Annotated in this window: 12 protein-coding genes; 9 read left to right on the forward strand and 3 right to left on the reverse strand. The window is 33.6% G+C overall.

What is annotated here, in order from left to right:
- Positions 1–4 precede the first annotated feature (4 nt).
- The 7 genes from EYY60_RS13675 (at position 5) to EYY60_RS13705 (ending at position 11,708) form a co-directional block, all read left to right on the forward strand.
- Positions 5–877, forward strand: coding sequence for a thioredoxin family protein (locus EYY60_RS13675; RefSeq protein ID WP_132989874.1), 873 nt, complete (start codon positions 5–7; stop codon positions 875–877).
- A 6-nt stretch (positions 878–883) separates the two neighbouring features.
- Positions 884–2,356 (forward strand): retropepsin-like aspartic protease, encoded by a 1,473-nt coding sequence (locus EYY60_RS13680; RefSeq protein WP_132989875.1) that lies wholly within the window; start codon positions 884–886, stop codon positions 2,354–2,356.
- A gap of 27 nt (positions 2,357–2,383) precedes the next feature.
- On the forward strand, positions 2,384–3,766 hold the full coding sequence (locus tag EYY60_RS22450) for a TlpA family protein disulfide reductase (protein WP_235832331.1): 1,383 nt from the start codon (positions 2,384–2,386) through the stop codon (positions 3,764–3,766).
- 185 nt (positions 3,767–3,951) lie between these two features.
- Positions 3,952–6,765 (forward strand): M16 family metallopeptidase, encoded by a 2,814-nt coding sequence (locus tag EYY60_RS13690; protein ID WP_132989876.1) that lies wholly within the window; start codon positions 3,952–3,954, stop codon positions 6,763–6,765.
- A 128-nt stretch (positions 6,766–6,893) separates the two neighbouring features.
- Entirely contained in the window at positions 6,894–8,939 is a 2,046-nt protein-coding gene (locus EYY60_RS13695) for a protein-disulfide reductase DsbD family protein (RefSeq protein WP_132989877.1), read from the forward strand.
- Between the two features lie 138 nt (positions 8,940–9,077).
- Positions 9,078–10,940, forward strand: a complete 1,863-nt coding sequence (locus tag EYY60_RS13700) for a TonB-dependent receptor plug domain-containing protein (protein WP_132989878.1) — start codon at positions 9,078–9,080, stop codon at positions 10,938–10,940.
- 141 nt (positions 10,941–11,081) lie between these two features.
- Entirely contained in the window at positions 11,082–11,708 is a 627-nt protein-coding gene (locus EYY60_RS13705; protein WP_132989879.1) for a response regulator, read from the forward strand.
- Here EYY60_RS13705 and EYY60_RS13710 read toward each other — a convergent pair.
- Positions 11,705–14,752 carry a sensor histidine kinase gene (locus EYY60_RS13710; RefSeq protein WP_132989880.1) on the reverse strand — a complete coding sequence of 1,016 codons (3,048 nt, stop codon included), beginning with the start codon at positions 14,750–14,752 and terminating at the stop codon, positions 11,705–11,707. The two genes, EYY60_RS13705 and EYY60_RS13710, sit on opposite strands and share 4 nt — an antisense overlap.
- 180 nt (positions 14,753–14,932) lie before the next feature.
- On the opposite strand from EYY60_RS13710, the gene EYY60_RS13715 reads away from it, so the two are divergent.
- Together EYY60_RS13715 and EYY60_RS13720 are read left to right on the forward strand one after the other, a co-directional pair.
- Complete coding sequence (locus tag EYY60_RS13715) at positions 14,933–15,493, forward strand: NAD(P)-binding domain-containing protein (RefSeq protein ID WP_132989881.1); 561 nt, start codon at positions 14,933–14,935, stop codon at positions 15,491–15,493.
- A 185-nt stretch (positions 15,494–15,678) separates the two neighbouring features.
- Complete coding sequence (locus EYY60_RS13720; RefSeq protein WP_132989882.1) at positions 15,679–16,320, forward strand: NAD(P)H-binding protein; 642 nt, start codon at positions 15,679–15,681, stop codon at positions 16,318–16,320.
- A gap of 326 nt (positions 16,321–16,646) precedes the next feature.
- Here the strand turns inward: EYY60_RS13720 and pgl are convergent, their stop codons facing one another.
- Together pgl and zwf are read right to left on the reverse strand one after the other, a co-directional pair.
- Positions 16,647–17,363 carry a 6-phosphogluconolactonase gene (gene pgl, locus EYY60_RS13725; protein WP_132989883.1) on the reverse strand — a complete coding sequence of 239 codons (717 nt, stop codon included), beginning with the start codon at positions 17,361–17,363 and terminating at the stop codon, positions 16,647–16,649.
- Positions 17,344–18,876 (reverse strand): glucose-6-phosphate dehydrogenase, encoded by a 1,533-nt coding sequence (gene zwf, locus EYY60_RS13730; RefSeq protein ID WP_132989884.1) that lies wholly within the window; start codon positions 18,874–18,876, stop codon positions 17,344–17,346. The genes pgl and zwf overlap by 20 nt, the downstream gene beginning before the upstream one ends.
- Between the last annotated feature and the right edge of the window lie 20 nt (positions 18,877–18,896).

An 18,896-nucleotide genomic window follows, 5' to 3' on the forward strand; every position in this document is an offset into this window, starting at 1 on the left:
TTTTATGAAACGTTTTTTTAAAATCGCAAGTGCAGTTTTGCTGCTTGCCAGCTCTTCTATTGCCTTAAATGCACAGACAAATCCAGCCGATGAAAGCTGGGAATTGGCTAAAAAACAAGCTCAAACGGAGAAAAAATTAATTTTTGTCGATTTGTATTTTACAGGTTGTATGCCGTGTGCACAAATGGACAAAGAGGTGTTTCCTGATCCCAAAGTAGCTGCCGTTTTAAGCAAAGATTTTGTCACTTTCAAATCGGATATTTTGAAAGAAGAAATTGGAAAAAAAATATGCATGAAATACGGCGTAACCGGATTTCCAACTTTTTTATTGATGAATTCTGATGGAAAAATTATTGATATAGAAACTGGATTTCAAAGTGTAGAACAGTTAACGGCACTTTTGCAAAAGTCAAAAGAAAACGCAAAAAAAGGAATATTTAAAAAATACAGCCCTCAAATTCAGGAAAAAGAGTATCCGGAGTTTTATGCACAGGCATATTTAGCAAACAAAAGAAACGTTTCTTTTGAAACAGCCGATGCTTATTTAAAAACACAGCCTTCTTTATCGGCCGAAGTTCCTTTTGTAATTATTACAGGCTTAAGAATTGGCCGTCAATACGATGATTTTTTTCTGAAAAATGCAAAAGAACTTTATAAAGATTATGGAACTGCAAGTGTTACAAATCATGTGTTTACCATTTTGCAGCGCAAGAAAAAAGAGTTTGAAAAAACGAATGATGTAGCTGGTTTCAAAAAACTTTTAGAAGAAGCAAAACCGCTTTTTTCTGCAGAAGATTGGACAAAGTTTGAAGGCATTTTACTGAAAGATTTTGGAGTAGAAAAGAAAACCGATAATCCATATACTTTACAAAAGTAAGCCGAAATGAAAAAGATATTCTTGTTTTCAATAATGATTTTTGGATACTCCGTTTACGCTCAAAACAGCGTCCAAAAATCTATTGATTCTTTCGAAAAAGCTTTCCAAAATAAAAGTTACAACGAAATGAAAAATCTTCTTGCGCCCGAATTTTCTGTTGGCGCTGGAGATTCTTCTTCAAATGAATTTTATTTGAATACTATTTTCAAAGCATTTCCGGTTTTAGATTCTATTCAGGTTGGAAAATCGGTAAAAATTAAAAACGAGACTTTTGTTTTGGCCGATTTTTGTTTCAACGGAAAAGAAAAGAAACCAACTCAAATTGTTTTCAATTCAGATAATAAAATCTTGTATGTGACATTTTTTGATGGTTTGTACAAAGTCAATCGAAATGCTGAAGTAAAAGAAGTTGCAAGTATTCCGTTTCAAATTATTGAAAACGGAATTGCCATCAAAATAAAACTAAACAAAGCTGATCGCGAGTTTTTAATGCTTTTTGATACCGGCGCAGATGGAATGGCATTGAATCCTGATAGTGCGTACAAAGCTGGCGTTGTGGTTACTAAAAGCAAATCGGCTTCGGTAGTTGGCGGAAGCCAGCAAGTGCAGTATTCGGCAGATAATACGATTTATATTGGCGATCAGATTTTGAAGAATCAAGGCTTGGTTATTTTTCCAAAACATGGCGTTTATGACGGATTATTTGGTGCTAATTTGCTTCGGAATTACATCACGTCGGTCAATTTTGATACGATGACAATTGATTTATACAATTTTGGAGATTTTAAGTATTGGGGAAAAGCAAAACCTATGGTTTTTGATTATAAATCGGGTCTTCCAGTAGTAAAAATGAATCTGACTTTTGAAGATAAAAAAACAGTCGAAGGCAATTTCACTTTTGATACTGGTGCAGGTTATGATTTAATTGGTTACGGACCTTTCAATCATAAAAATAATCTTGAAGCAAGTTTAAAAACAGAATATACTTCGGTGAATTACAGTTTAGGAAAACAAACCAAAATTGTGGGCGGTGCAATTCCGAATATTGCCATCAACGGAAATAATTTTCAAAACGTAACCATAGCACTTCAAGAATATGACGAAGCCAATAAAAGTTGGGCTTTCGCCGATGGATCTTTGGGAATCGATTTAATAAAACGCTTCAATTTTACCATCGATGTGCTTCACAAAACCATGTATTTAGAACCGAATAAAAATTTCAAAAAAATGTCTTCATTTTATTTGGCGGGACTTGACCTGGATTTTGACGAAAACCAAAATCTTCTGGTAAAACGAATTATCGACCAACAAAACGAAGATTTGAAGAAAATAAAAATTGGAGCAAAAGTCACTCAAATCAACGATTTTGAAGCCAAAGATTTATTGAAACCAGAAAATCTTAAAAATCTGAAGGAGAGCAAGGAAAGCAAAGATTTGATTATCGAACAAGATGATCAGTCGTTGCGAATTTCAATTTAAACATCAAACAAAAAACAAATAAATATCATGAAAAAACACATTTTTTATTTCATTTTGATCGTGTTTACGACTCAAATGAATTTTGCTTCGAGCATTTCAGAATATGCAGTAATTAAAGGAACAATCTCTATTCCGGATTTTATTGCAAAAGAAGTTACGCTTTACAATGTTGAAGAAGGAAAGCCAGCCGTTGCCGCTACCGCTAAAGTTAACTCATTGGGGGAGTTTGGCTTTATGACACCAGTTTCAGCTGCTGGCTTTTATTATGTTGATTACGGACAATTTAAATCTAGAAATCAATTAATTCGTTTGTATTTAGAACCAAAATTGGACATTAATTTGGTAATCAGTAAAGAGAATTATGTTTTGAGTGGAAAAAACGTTGGGCAGAATGTTTTGGTTCAAAAAGCGAATGAAATCTATAATGAATTTGCGCCATTTTCAAGACTTGGAACTAATATTACGTATGTAGATTTTTATCCTTGGATTGATAAAGGTGTCGCAAAAGCCAATGAATTTTCAAAATCAATCAAAACTAAAGATGCAGCATTTGATAAATTATTAAAATTAGCTGTAGCAACTGATGTTGAAGAATTGACCTATACTTTTTTTAGAATGCCAAGAAGTGCTTTTCCTGATAAAGATGATCGTCCTGCAGTTATAAAAACTTGGCAAACGGATAAGAAATTCACTGATCCAGATTTATTGAAAGTAGCAAATGGCTTATCGTTAATGTCAAATTATTTCTTTTATGTAAGTATGAATTCTGGTGATGCACCAAAACGTCTAGATTTAGCTGAAGCAATAACGCACATAACAGATCCAGCTTTGAAAGATGTTTACTTGCGCGATGCGGTAGCAACTTCAAGAATGAAAATCGAAGAGTATGAAAAAGTAGCGCCAAGCATCAAACCGTATATGATTTCAGATGCGAGTAAAACTTTTTTAGTAGAATACGAAAAAGTGCTTCATAAAAACGTTGGACAAAAAGGACTTGAATTCACATACAATGATATTAACGACAAGCCAGTTTCGTTTTCAGATTTTAAAGGTAAATTTGTTTACATCGATTTATGGGCAACTTGGTGCGGACCTTGCAAAGCTGAGATTCCACACATGAAAAAAATCGAGGAAGATTATCATGGAAAAAATATCGTTTTTGTGAGTCTTTCTTTAGACAAACCAAAAGACGCTCAAAAATGGAAAGATTTTGTAACCAAAGAACAATTAAAAGGAATTCAGTTAATGGCTGATAAAGATTTTGGTTCTGATGTGGCTAAAAACTACGACGTAAATGCTATTCCGAGATTTTTATTGTTTGACACAAAAGGAAATATTATCAATGCCGATGCGCTTCGTCCGTCAAATCCAGAATTGAGAGTGCAGTTGGATAAATTATTGAAGAGCTAAATAAGCAAAAAAAAATATTTAACACATAGAATCATAGATAAAAAAATAGGGAAAAGATATTTTTAGAATCAAGATTTCCCACATAGTAGCTATGTTCTTTAGGATTAAGTGAAACGCCTTTTTATAGGTTGCTAAACTATGTTACTATGTGTTAAAATATTTACTAACAATTTATAAAAGGAAATATGTTTTATAAAAAAATATCAATTTTATTATTCATCGTTGGGTGTTTCTCATCCGCGAAAGCGCAGAATTTTAAATCTACCGACCCAATCGCGGTCAACCAAAAAATAAAAAAAGGAGTTCTGCCAAACGGAATGACGTATTATATTTATCCAACAGATGTAAATAAAAATACGGCAAGTTATTACATCATTCAAAATGTAGGGTCAATTTTAGAAAATGACCAGCAGAAAGGGCTAGCGCATTTTCTGGAACATATGGCGTTTAACGGAACCAAACATTTTGAAGGAAAAGGAATCTTGAATACACTTCAAAAACAAGGAGCCGTTTTCGGAAAAAATATCAATGCGTACACAAGCACAGATGAAACGGTTTACAATTTAGATAACATTCCGTCAAAAGATGGGAGCGTTGTTGATACTTGTTTGTTGGTTTTGCACGATTGGTCGAATTTCTTGTCTCTGACAAATGAAGAAATCGATGCGGAACGTGGCATAATTACCGAAGAATGGCGTACGAGACAAAATGCTCGTGCTAGAATTTACAATCAGTTGGCGCCTTATTATTACAACAATTCGCTTTATGCAGAGCGCATGCCGATTGGTGATATGGAAATCATCAAAAATTTTAAATATCAAGTTTTAAAGGATTTTTATAAAGATTGGTATCGACCAGATTTACAGGCAATCGCGATTGTTGGAGATATCAACTCAGATGAAGTTGAAGCAAAAATCAAAAAACTTTTTGCAGATATTCCAACGCCTCAAAATCCTAAAAATCGTTTTGAAATCGCAATTCCAGAAAAAGTAGAGCCAACTTTTAAATTGGCTTTAGATAAAGAAATTTCGGCTTCCAATATCAGTTTTATGATTCGTCATAAAGCTGAAAAAACAACTAATACGTATGCAGATTTAGAAAAATCGACACAAAGAAGTATTGCTTTTTCAATTTTGAATAATCGTTTGGCTGAATTGGCACAAAAACAAGAATGTCCGTTTAAAGGTGCACAAATCGGCTACCAAAATTATACGCGTTTGAATGATATTTGGATTTTGAGCGTTTCGCCAAAACCTGAAAAACAAGCTGAAGCTTTTGCCGCAGTTATGAACGAGTGGATTCGTGCATACAAATTTGGTTTTTCAAAAGGAGAAATTGAAAGAGCAACTAAAGAAACCATTTCTGGATATGAAAATTATTTGGAAAAACTAAATGAGATTTCGCATAAACAAGTAATCGAAATGGTAAAGGACAATTATTTGGATCATGAAGTTATTGCCGATCCGAAAGCAGAATTTGAAATGACAAAAGACATTTTGAAAAATCTGGACAGTAAAATTCTTCAGGATCAAATTGCTAAATTATATTCTTCACAAAATCGCGTGATTACGGTTACAGGAGTTGAAGGCGAAGAAAATCTGAATCAAGAAAAAGCGTTTGATATTGTTCAGAAATCGGAAAACGATGCATCGTTGCAACCTTATGTAGATACTTTTGAAGGAAAAACACTTTTAGGAAATCTGAAAATTAACGCTGGAAAAATTGTTTCGGAGAAAAAAGAAGCAGCAATTGATGCGACAACTTTTGTATTAAGCAATGGCGTAAAAGTGCATTACAAATTTGCCGATAAAAACAAAAAAGAAGTCGAGCTAAAAGCAGAAAGTTTTGGCGGAACTTCTTTGTACGAGTCGCAAGATCTTCCATCTATTGGTCGTGCAACAGTTTTAGCAATGATGTCTGGAGTTGGAGAACTTTCAAATGTAGATTTAGAAAAAGTCTTAAAAGGAAAAATTGCCAATTCTTCGGTAAGTGTTAGCTCTCTTAAAGAAACAGTTTCAGGTGCTGCAAATGTAAAAGATATTGAAACAATGATGCAGTTGGTGCATTTGCGTTTTGTTCAGCCAAGATTTGACAATCAAATGTATGCGCTTATGAAACAACGATTAGAAAATTCGTTGAAAAACAGAGCAAATGACATCAATGCAAAAATGGAAGACATTTTATCAGCAGTCGTTTATGGAAAAAACAACCCGAGAATTAGAGAATTCAATCAAAAATATATTGACGATTTGTCTTTTGATAAGATGAAAGCTTTTTATCAAGATCGCTTTGCAGATGTTTCAAATTTTGAATTTTATATTGTTGGAGATGTTTCACCGGAAGTCTTGAAACCTTTATTGGAAAAATATATTGCAAGTATAAACGGAGTTAAACGCAAGGAAAAGTTTAAAACAAATGTTCCGAAATGGGTTTCGAATAAAATTGATCGCGATATTTTCATTAAAATGGAAACACCAAAAAGTTCAGTTCGTATTGCATTTTTACAAGATTGTGCTTTTACTCAAAAAAACAGAATCTTAGCGTCATATTTAGGCGATATTTTGACTTTACGTTATACAGAAAGTCTTCGTGAAAAAGAAGGCGGAACTTATGGCGCGGGAGTAAAAGCGAGTATTGATAAACTTCCAATTTCAAAAGCAAGTCTTCAAATTAATTTTGATTGTGATGCGGATAAAGTGGAGCATTTATTGCCAATTGTTTATCAGGAAATCGATAAAATCAAAAAAGGAGAAATTGCTTCTGAAGATATTGAGAAAACAAGAACGAATTATTTAAAATCGAGAGAAGACAGCAAAAACTTCAACAGTTACAGCATGAACTTGATTTATAATTATTTTGAAAACGATTACAATATGAACGATCCTAAAAATTATGTGGATATTGTAAAAAGCATCAATGCAAAAGACATTCAGGAATTTGCTAATTCACTTTTGAATAAAGCTGATGCTATGGAGGTTGTTTTCAAACCGTTGAAATAATCTTAGAAATTTAACTTGTACTTCCGTAATCAATTGATATTTTGAATTAGTAAGCATTATTAGTTGTAATATCGGATTTATAGGAGGGTTGTTTTTGCTATTCAGCCCTCTTTTCTAAAATTTTACCTATGAACAAGAACATATTTTTAGTGAGTCTGCTGTTGTTGTTTACAATAATGGTAAAGGCTCAAATTTATACTCCCATTAAGTGGAAAACCAGTGTCGAAAAGATTTCAGATACTGAATACGAATTGCAGGCAAAAGCGACTCTAGAAGCAGGCTGGCATTTATATAGCCAAGAAGTTTCAGATGGTGGCCCAATTCCAACTCATTTTACGTTTACTAAAAATGCAGATTTTCAATTAATTGGAAATGTCAAGGAAGAAAAAGGAAAAACTATAAATGATCCTGTTTTCAAAATGTCGATTAAATTTTTTGAAAAAGAAACGACATTTAGACAACGAATAAAAAATACTGGAAACAAGCCTTTTAAAATCAAAACTGAGGTTGAATACATGGTTTGTAATGATGAAAATTGCCTTCCGCCGAGTTATGACGAACTTGAATTTTCTGTAAGTCCATCGGCAACAACAGTTGCATCGGTTGAAGAAATTATTTCTGAGGCAAAGCCAGAAAAGATATTGCATGATTCCACTGCGGTTGATAAGGTTCAGGCTGAACCAACAGTAGTAAATAAACCAATTACTGCTGTAAAACCAGCCATTACAAAAAAGAAAAACAAAGCCGAATTAGATAGTTTATGGACGATTTTTATATTGTCATTTTTCTCTGGTTTTGCCGCTTTGCTTACGCCATGTGTTTTTCCTATGATTCCGATGACGGTTAGTTTTTTTACGAAACAAAGCAAAACCAAATCACAAGGAATTAGAAAAGCTGTTTTTTACGGAATCTTTATTATCACGATTTATATTTTTCTTGGAGCAGTCGTGACCTGGGCTTTTGGTGCAGATTCGTTAAATGCAATGTCGACTAATGTTTGGTTTAACTTGATTTTCTTTGTGCTTTTACTGGTTTTCGCCATGTCATTTTTGGGCGCTTTTGAAATTATGCTTCCAAATTCATTAGCAAATAAAGTGGACAGTCAGGCAGATAGAGGCGGAATTATTGGGATATTATTTATGGCTTTGGCCTTGGCAATTGTTTCGTTTTCATGCACAGGTCCAATCGTGGGAACTTTATTGGTGGAAGCGGCTTCAAGAGGTGGTGTTGCACCTTTTGTGGGAATGTTTGGGTTTTCTTTGGCTTTAGCTTTGCCTTTTACTTTGTTTGCTGCTTTTCCGGGTTGGCTGAATTCGTTGCCAAAATCTGGTGGTTGGCTGAATTCGGTAAAAGTGTTTTTAGGCTTTTTAGAATTGGCTTTGGCTTTCAAATTTTTATCTAATGCCGACTTGGTTTTGCAATTGCATTGGCTGGAAAGAGAAACATTTTTAGCCATCTGGATTGCGATTTTTGCAGTTTTAAGTTTGTATTTGTTCGGGAAAATTCAATTGCCGCACGACAGTCCGTTATCGCATATTAGCGTAGGAAGATTAAGTCTCGGAATTGTTGTTCTCTCGTTCACCATTTATTTAATTCCAGGTATTTGGGGCGCACCATTAAAATTAATCAGTGGTTTTCCGCCGCCGTTGAATTACAGTGAAATCCCGAGTGGTTTAGGAACAAACTCAGACGAATTGACTGCAAAATTGCCAGAAGGAGCTGAATTTGGTCCGCATAACATTATCGCTTTTACCGATTATGATTTGGGAATGGCCTACGCAAAAAAAATGCGCAAGCCTGTGATGATCGATTTCACAGGACATGCCTGCGTAAATTGCAGAAAAATGGAAGATAATGTTTGGTCTGACCAAAAAGTGCTTAAAGTTTTGAAAGAAGATGTTGTTCTCATTTCGCTCTATGTCGATGATAAAAGAGAATTGCCTCAAAACGAACAAGTTGTTTCTCAATTGACAGGAAAAAAAATAAAATACATCGGACAGAAATGGAGTGAATTCCAAACCGTCACATACAAAACCAATGCACAACCTTTTTATGTATTGGTAAATAATGAAGGCGAAACTTTGAATGAAACTTCGGCATATAATCCTGATAGTGCAGATTATTTGGCTTGGTTGCAAAGTGGAGTTTCAAATTTTAAAAATAGTTTTAATTAATTTTTATTTATTGTTACCCAAGGTTAAATTGGAAAAAGGGAATAGCAAAACAGCTATTCCTTTTTTTTTGCAAATTTTAGTGCTTGTAGTGCTGCAAATAAGGTGTTACTTTTGCAAAAAAAAATCAGTAAACCAAAAATGAAGAAAATCTATATTGCTGTTTTGACAGTAATTTGTACCAATTTTTACGCGCAGACAAAAAAAGATTCCATTAACCAAATGGATGAAGTCATAATTAACGAAAATCGCTTTAGTACTCCAATTTCAAAGCAGAACAGAAATGTTTATATTATTTCTAGTGAAACCATAAAAAAACTTCCGGGAAGAACACTTCAGGAAGTCTTGCAATATGCCAATGGTGTTGATATTCGACAAAGAGGGCCATTTGGAACACAAGCCGACATCAGTGTTGATGGAGGAAGTTTTGAGCAAACTGTCGTTCTTTTAAATGGAGCAAAAGTTATTGATTCACAAACGGCTCACAATATGCTTAATTTGCCTCTTCCTGTAGAAGTTATCGAAAGAATTGAAGTGGTTCGCGGGCCTGCAGCAAGAATTTATGGAATTAATAGCTTGACCGGAGCAATCAACATTATTACAAAAAAGCCAACGGATTCTGGATTTTTAGTGAGCACTTATGCAGGTTCAAATTTCGAGAAAGATTCTGAAGATACAGGAGATACTTTTTACGGAACTGGAATTCAGGCTGGCGCTGTTTTAGGAAAAGAAAAGCAACAACATTTAATTTTCGCTTCTCACGACAAAAGCAATGGTTATAGATACAATACGGCATTCGAGAACAATAAAATTTTCTATCAAGGAAATGTTCAGATTAATGATAAGAATCAAATTGTAGGTTCTGCTGGCTATATCAATAATGGATTTGGCGCTAACGGATTTTACGCAGCTCCTGGAGATAAAAATTCCACAGAAATAGTTCAGACAACATTTGCCAATATTCAGTCTACACATTCTATTACAGATAGCTGGAAAATTATGCCGAGAGTTACATACAGATACAATTACGATGATTATCGTTATTTAGGAAACTCTAATTTGGCTGTTGGAAGAAGTCAGCATTATACCAATTCTATAGCTGGAGAATTGAATTCGACGGTTAAATTGGCAAAAGGAGAAATTGGTTTTGGAGCTGAATTTAGAAACGAAGACATTCATTCTTCAAATATCGGAGATCACGATCGTGAAAATGTTGGGCTTTACGCCGAATATAGAACAAGTTTTTCTGAAAAATTAGATGTAAATATCGGGACATACTTAAATTACAATTCCGATTATAAATGGCAAATTTATCCCGGAATTGATGCCAGTTATGCAATTTCAGAGACATTCAAAATTATTGGAAATGTTGGTACAAGCCAAAGAATTCCATCGTTTACAGATTTGTATTTGAAGCAAACGGGAAATATTGGAAATCCAGATTTAGATTCAGAAAATGCTTTTCAGAGTGAAATTGGCTTCAAATACAATAAAAAAGCCTTGAACTTAAATGCGAATTATTTCTATAGAAAAATTGACAATTATATCGACTGGATGCGCAACGCAACTACAGTTCCTTGGCAGAGCCAAAACACGGGAGATTTAAATACAAACGGAATTAATTTGCGTGGAACTTACCGATTCGATTTTTCTAAAGATGCTAGATTGAATATTCTTTTAGCATACACTTATTTGGATTCGGAATTTAAAAGTTCGCGTACAGAAATTTATTCAAAATACTTGATTTCGTCACTAAAACATCAAATTACAAATACAATAGATTATCAATTTAAAGATTTCTCTGTTTTGTTTGCAACACGTTTCAACGAAAGAATTACTGGGCCATCGTATTGGATTAATGATTTTAGAGTAAGTCAGTCGATACATAAATTCACAATTTTTTTAGATGCTCAAAATATATTTAATGCAACTTATTATGAAGTAGGAGCGGTTCCTTTGCCATCAAGATGGTTTACATTGGGCGTGAAGCTTGTAACTTTTTAAAGTTTGATTAAAAAAAATATAATAAAGGAATAGCGAATTTGCTGTTCCTTTTTTTGTGCGATTGATGTTGCTAAAAAGTTTTTCGTTAAAAATTTAATTGTTTAAAAAATAGTGTGTTAATTTGACACTAATTCTTTTTTTATGAAGCAAATTTTAATAGTTGACGATCATTTGGTAGTACGAAATGGCGTTGCGATGGTTTTAGAAAAACAAATCGAAAATGTAGAAATTTCTCATGCTGAAAATTTCTTTGAAGCTCTTGCTGTTTTAAGGGAAAAACCAATCTGTTTGGTGCTTTTAGATATCAATATTCCCGGTGGAAAAAATACTGGGATGATCGCTGATATTAAAGCAATTCAACCTGCTGTGAAAATTTTGGTTTTTTCTGCTCATGAAGAAGATCAATATGCTTTGCAATATATTTCGGCCGGAGCAAATGGTTATTTGAATAAGCTTTGCAGCGAAGAAAAAATGATATTTGCAATCAATTCTGTTTTTGAGACTTCAACTTATGTTTCTCCAGAACTCGTAAGTAAATTGTTGGAAACTAGAATAAATAAAAAATCGAAAAACCCATTAGAAAGTCTTTCTAAAAGAGAACTTCAAATTGCCGAAATGCTGATAAATGGCAACGGAAATCTTGAAATTTCAAACATGCTCAATATTCACATGTCAACAGTGAGTACCTACAAGGCAAGACTTTTTGAAAAATTAAGAATCACAAATTTGGTTGAATTGATCAATCTTTTCAAAACCTATGATTATTAATCGTATTCAACCATTATTTCAATAGCAGTTCCTTTTCCTTCTGTACTAGTAATATTGATGTTTCCTTGAATAATCAAGAGAAGCTCAATAATCATATGCAGTCCCAAATGATAGTTTTTTACGATTGGATTTTTGTAAAAATCAAGGTAATAATCAATAAGTTCTTTGCTCATTCCTTTTCCGTTGTCAATAATAGTAAGCAACAACATATTATCCTTGGTTCCAGAAAATAATTCAACATGGCCGTTTGGAGCATTTTTTATGGCATTATCAACTAGATTGTGGATAATGATAGACAATGCTTTTTTATTTGTTCTGATGCGGAGTTTTGGGTCAACGCTATTAATGACTTCTATATTTTCGGCTTCGGCTATTTTTTCAAAAATGTCAATTTTTTCTTCAATCAAATTGTACAATGAATAGCAGTCGTCTTCGAGTTTTTTTCCTTCAATAAAAATAGAAGAGTATTTAATAAGATTTTCAACATATTCATACAATTGCGTAGTTGACATTTTGATTGTTCCAACGTGTTTTTTTAGTTGGGCATCGTCTTGAATGATTTCATTTTCAAATAAATGTGTGATTGAATTTGTCAAGAATTTCAAAGGGCTTTTGATGTCATGACTGATGCTTTTTACTAATGTTTCCTGCTGTTTGATTTCTTGCTTCAGAGTACTTTTTGTCTTTTGCAGTTTTTTGACTGTTGTCGCCAGTTTTTTTGTTTTTATATCAATAACCTCTTTCAGCTTTATATTTTTTCTTTTGATGTAATACAATCGGATGTACCAAAGTGAAATTATAAATCCGATAAACAAAAGGTACGTCAAGATGGTAAACCAGATGGTTTGATAGAATTTTGCTGGAACTTTTAGCAAAATTCTTTTATATACATATTCAGATCCAAAACCAGATAAGCTTCTTATGTTAAGTTTGTATTCACCTGGTGGCAAAGTGGTAAATGAAATCGATCTTTCGTTTTTTATTCGTTCCCAACGGCTGTTTGCTGTTTTCTCTAGTTTTGCTTCAATATGTAAATTTTCTGGATTGCCATAATAAGGATACGCAATCAAAATGCTGACCCTTTGAAAATTATTTGGCAAGACAATGGTATCACTTGGCTGAATTGCTTTTTGATCTACAATTATGTTGTCTATAAAAAGTTCTTTACCAGGGAGGAGCGGTTTTACTTTATATGGATTAAAAAATACAAAGCCATTTATAGAAGGCAAAACAATATTTCCGTTTTTAAGAAAATTGCTATTAGGCTGGCATCCGCCATTGAATTCATTGGTTAAAAAGCCATCTGCTTTATTGTATTGATGATAATATATAGCCTCTGATTTATCTTTGAGGTGTGCCAGTAATGCTTTTCTCGATGTTTGAAAAAGACCTTTGTTTGTAGGAATCCAAAAGAAGCCATTTTTGTCTTCGGTGATAGAATGTGAAGAATTCAGGTAATTGTCTTCATCTTTTGGAAAAGAGTGAAGGTGTTTGCGATTAGGGGAATAAAGAAAAAAACCTTTTTCATAAGTGGTCAGCCATACTTTTCTCTCATGGTCGATGAAAATGCTTCTGATATTTATTTGATTCGTATTTTTTATATAAAAGAGCTTTCGAGTATTTTTTTCATATCTAAAAAGACCTTTTTCAGTACCTAAATAAAGTGTCTGCGGATCTCGTTGGGCAATAAAATTAATATTGGTTTTAAACAGTGCGATCAAAGTTATTTTTCCGTTTTTTATGCAATATAATTTTGGTTTTTGGAATTCGGTATAAGCCAGACTAACCCAGATATTGTTTTCATTGTCACTGAATATAGTTTTCGGATTTTGGTTGAATTTATAAGTGATGTATTTTTTATAACCAGAACTTCTTAAATAGCATAAAACATTGGTGCGTCTGGAAAGCCATATATTTCTAGCATTATCTTGTGCAATTGTTATTTTTTCATTTAAGTCAATAATTTTTTCAAATGGCAAACTATCAATTAGTTTTTTGCTGTTGAAAATCAGTCCTTTTGGAGTTATTATGGTGCTATCAGTAAAAGCTTGAGCAGCATAGTAAGCCTCAGATTTTGTCGCTTCCTTTTTTACCGATTTAAAAGCGGGAAAAGTTATGATGCACAAACCATTTGTGTTGCTTCCTAAATACAGCTTTTGGCTAGATTGATCATAATAAATAGAAACGATATTGCTGTTGACAAAATCATCGAATTCGACAATATATTTGGAAGAAAGTTTTCCATCTTTAAATTGTACAAGATAGATTTTGTTTTTAAAGGAAAGGAAAATTTGTTTGGTGGTAATGTTCCAGAAAATTTTGGGTTTTGTTTTAAAAATATTAGAATCGAGTTGTCCCGAATTTTTTCCGTTTATTGAAAAGCTAGTATAATTTCCATTATCATTGAGATAAAAAAGAGTGTTGCCAATTGCAAAAAAGTTAAAAACAGAATTGTTTTTATATGCAATTTTATAAAGGCGTTTCATTTTTGAATCGCATAATTCTACTTCATCGTTATCGACAAAAAAGATATTTCTATTTGAAGTTTTGATGCAAAATTGCTGCGTGGGATCGATCGTAAGATAAGACGGAAGTCCGTCATGAAAAAAGGAATGTCCACCTTTTCTAATGTAATGAGTAACTGGAGGTTTTTTTTTGAAGACCTTTATTTTTCGGCCTGTAATGACTGCCAGTTCTTTTTTTCCTTCATTATAACAAAGCAGACTGTCTTTTTCAATACTCCCAAAAATATCTGTAAATCGGCTTCCTTGTAAATTGGTATTAGATGCATTGAATGCGGTAAAAGTATTGCCATCGTATCGAACAATTCCATTTTCAGTTGTCATCCAAATAAAATTGTATTTATCTGCAACTATGGCTTTTATACTGCTCTGAGGCAATTCATTATTATCAGCAGTGTACCATCTGAAAGCATAGTTTTCTTGGCAGAAACCCTTGGCTACAGTGAGTAGCAAAAACAAACAGCAATAACGAAAAGTGATAGATAACGTCATTTGTGCAATCAGATTTGAAGACACAAACATAGCAAACAAAATTTAGAATCTGGAGTTTGTAGTTTTAAATCTACAAAAATGTAGGTTTATTGGTACGCTATTACAAATCAATCGATTACAATATAAATTTATATTTGTTGTGTTAACATTTTACTTTTATGATTTAAGAATTTTTTTATGGAATCGAAGTAGATTAAAAAATAAAAAGATATGAAAATTGGATTTATAGGAGTTTGCAGAACAACAATGGATTTAGCCTCACGTGCTGCTAAATCAGGACACCAAGTGTTAATTAGTCATACGCGCAACAATAACCACATGCGGGATCTTGTTCAAATGATGGACGGAAAGGTAAAATTAGTCAGCCGACGCGAGGCCGCAAAAGCCAAAATGCTCGTATTGTTTATACCTCGGGAAGATATCCAGCTTTTTTTATCTGATTTGCCAGATATGACGGAGAAAATATTAGTACATGCAAACAATCCAATTTACAGTTTAGAATGTTTAGAGCCAAGTTTGAATATGAAATCATCTGGCGAAATAATAGCTTCTTTATTACCTGAAGCACATGTAGTTAAAATTCACAATATTGTTGATTCTGATATTCCTGTTCCAATGCATAAAAAGCACGAAAACAATGAATTGTTTTATACAGGATCTAACAAATTGGCAAAAAATAAAGTTAAACACTTTTTAAAAACTTTAAATTTTTCAGGAATTGATTTCGAAGAAATGTATCTTGAGACAAAGTTCGCGTATTCGTCAAACTAAAAGTAATAAATAAAAAAAGGGGGAATTTTTTTTATTATGCTACGTTGAAGGTTATATTAATTCACTTTAAAATCTAAAGTTTTTGAAACTGCTTTTTAAGCAGTTTTTTTTATTTATTTTTATGAGGAATTTCTCCAACACAAAAGAGTTTTAGCAGAGAGAAATGTAATTCCTAAAACTGTATTATGAAAGCAATAATAATTGGAGCTACAGGTTCAACGGGTAAAGAATTAGTTGAAGAGCTTTTGAAGAATAACGATTACAGTTCGGTTTCAATTTTCGTGAGGCGTTCAATCGGCAAAACACATCAAAAACTGACAGAACATATTGTCGATTTTTCCAAAATAGATCAGTTTAAGGATTTAATTACGGGAGATGTTCTTTTTTCTTGCCTCGGAACGACTCTGAAAGTTGCGGGTTCAAAAGAAAATCAATGGAAAATAGATTTTGATATTCCTGCCGTATTTGCAACTATTGGTAAAGAAAATAATATCAAGTCTTTTGTTTTGGTTTCTTCATATGGTGCTTCTGCAAAAAGCAGCGTATTTTATTCCAAAATGAAAGGGAAATTAGAAGATTTTATAGCCGATCTTCATTTTGACCAATATTTAGTTTTTAGGCCAGGACCACTAATCAGAGAAAATACAGATCGTTTGGGTGAAAAAATTTCAGTTGCATTGATTTCGTTCTTTAATGGAATTGGGCTTTTTAAAAATTTAAAACCAATTTCTACAGCATTCTTAGCTGAAAAACTGGCAATTGCGCCAAAAAAACTTCCCGCAGGAAATACTATTCTGGAGCTCAATGCCATTTTGAATTTGAATTAATACTACATAATAATTTAAAAAGCCTTGAAGAACTTTCTTTAAGGCTTTTTAGATTTTGGAGAAAATATGATTTTGCTCGGTTGAATTAAGGCGCAGGAACATCAAAACCATTTAAGAGTGTTGCAAGTAGTGCGTATGCGTCTATTAGAAATTTCAAGGTTTCTAGTTTTATAGGAAATATTCAGATGACATCCGATTTTAAGATTTAGGAAAGATTTTTTTCAAATTATTGATCGACCGAAATGAAAATCAATGCTATATAAAAAAAAACGCAATCATCAGTTTTTAGATGATTGCGTTTTTTACACATTATTTTGAATCAAAAATTAATTCGTTCCTGCTGCAGCTTTATCTACTAAAAACAATAATTCACCAGAAACAGGTTTGATTAATTGCATTGGATATAGCGTTGGATTATAATCTCCAGTTGTAACTTCTTTTAAGGCGTGTGTTTTCTTTTCTCCAAAAGCTACTACAACAATTTTTTCTGCTTTGTTGATTAACGGGGCAGTAAGCGTAATGCGATACATTTTTTGCGGTGCTAAATAATAAGCATCAACCCATTTGGTTTGTTCTTCTAAAACAGCTTCGCCTGGGAAAAGAGAAGCAGTATGCCCGTCATCTCCCATACCTAATAAAATTAGGTCGAATTTTCCTTCTTCGCCTAAAATTGTTCTTACTGATTGCTCGTATGTTGCTGCGTATTCTTCGGGAGTTACGCCATCTTTGTACATTTCAAAAATGTTTTCTTGCGGAATCGGGACATGGCTCAATAACGTTGCATACGACATTTTAGCATTGCTCAAATCATCGTTTAGCGGAACCCATCTTTCATCTCCCCAAAAAATATAAACTTTGCTCCAGTCAATTTTGTTTTTATAAGCATCAGAAGCTAATAGCTTGTAAATTCCTGCAGGAGAAGAACCTCCTGTAAGAACAGCTGAAAATTTGCCTTTTGCAGCAATTGCTTTTTCTGCAGAAGCAGTAAAAAGGTCTGCCGCTGTAGTATTAATTTCTTCTGTGTTATTGTAAATCTGTATCATTTAAAACTTCTTCTTTTGTTTGTGTATTCGGGATCCATTTGTGGCCTTGGCGTGCTAACAATTCGTCGGCTTCTTCTGGTCCCCAGCTTCCAGCTTTGTAATTTGGGAAATTCTTTGGAGCGGTTGTTTTCCAAACTTGCTGAATTGTATCAATTGCATCCCAAGCTTCTTCAACCTGATCCCAGCGCATGAAAAGCGTAGGGTCACCCGCTAAAGCATCTGCCAATAAGGTTTCATAAGCTTCTGGCGACATTGTTGAGCAAGCGAAATAATCAAATACCATTTCTGCAGGTCTTAATGCAAGCGAAAGTCCAGGTTTTTTAGTCATAAACTGCAATTTAATATCCATTGCAGGCTGAATATTTATAATCAATCGGTTTGGTGTCATTCCTTCTTTTCCATAAGAAAATGAAGAATGCGGCACTGGCTTAAACTGAATAATGATTGAAGATTGTTTTTCTTCCATTCTTTTTCCTGAACGTAAATAGAACGGAATTCCTTGCCATCTCCAGTTGTCCAAATAAATCTTCATTGCCACATAGGTTTCTGTGAGAGAATCGGGAGCAATGCCTTTGTCTTGACGATAACCTGGAACTGGAACTCCTTTTATTTCGCCAGGACCATATTGACCACGAACAATATAATGATCAACTTCTTCTGGTTTAATGCGACGGATTGATTTCAAAACATCGGCTTTACGATTACGAATGTCATCTGCGTTTAATGATGCAGGCGCTTCCATGGCCGTCATGCATAAAATCTGCAAAAGGTGATTCTGAATCATATCTTTTAATGCTCCAACACCTTCATAGAATCCGCCTCGTTCTTCAACGCCGACTTCCTCTGCTACAGTAATTTGCACGAAATCAATAAAATTTCGGCTCCATAAAGGTTCAAACATCGAATTTCCAAAACGGAAAGCCAAGATATTCTGAACCGTTTCTTTTCCTAAATAGTGATCGATTCTGTAAATCTGCTCTTCTTTGAAAGTCTGCGAAAGCATTTCATTTAGTGCAATTGCAGAAGTTTTATCGTAACCAAAAGGTTTTTCAATAATAATACGATCTTGTTTTGGATTTGCCGCAAGTCCGATTTTCTTGATGTTGCTTGAAATCGTCGAAATGAAAGAAGGTGTAATCGAAAGATAGAAAAGACGATTGGCGCGTTCTCCAAAAGATTTGTCAAAACCTTCAATTTTCTCATTTAATCCAACGTAAGATTCTTCTTTGTCGATATCAAGACTGTGGTAAGTGATGTGCGAAAGAAATTTTTCTGTTTCTGGATCATCAATTCCTTTTTTTCTTGAAAAAAGACCTAGATTTTCTGCTACATAAGCGCGAAAATCTTCATTGGTTTTTTCTGCTCTACCGAGAGCGATAATCTGAAACTTTTCAGACATACGCCCGTCAAGGTACAGATTTTGAAATGCGGGAAAGAGCTTTCTCTTTGCCAAATCTCCGGTTCCTCCAAAAATTACTATAATTGTTGGATTCTTTAGTTTATTTTTAGTCATTGTGTGTAGTTGTGTTGCTT

This window comes from Flavobacterium zhairuonense, assembly GCF_004352915.1.
Taxonomy (GTDB): Bacteria; Bacteroidota; Bacteroidia; order Flavobacteriales; family Flavobacteriaceae; genus Flavobacterium; species Flavobacterium zhairuonense.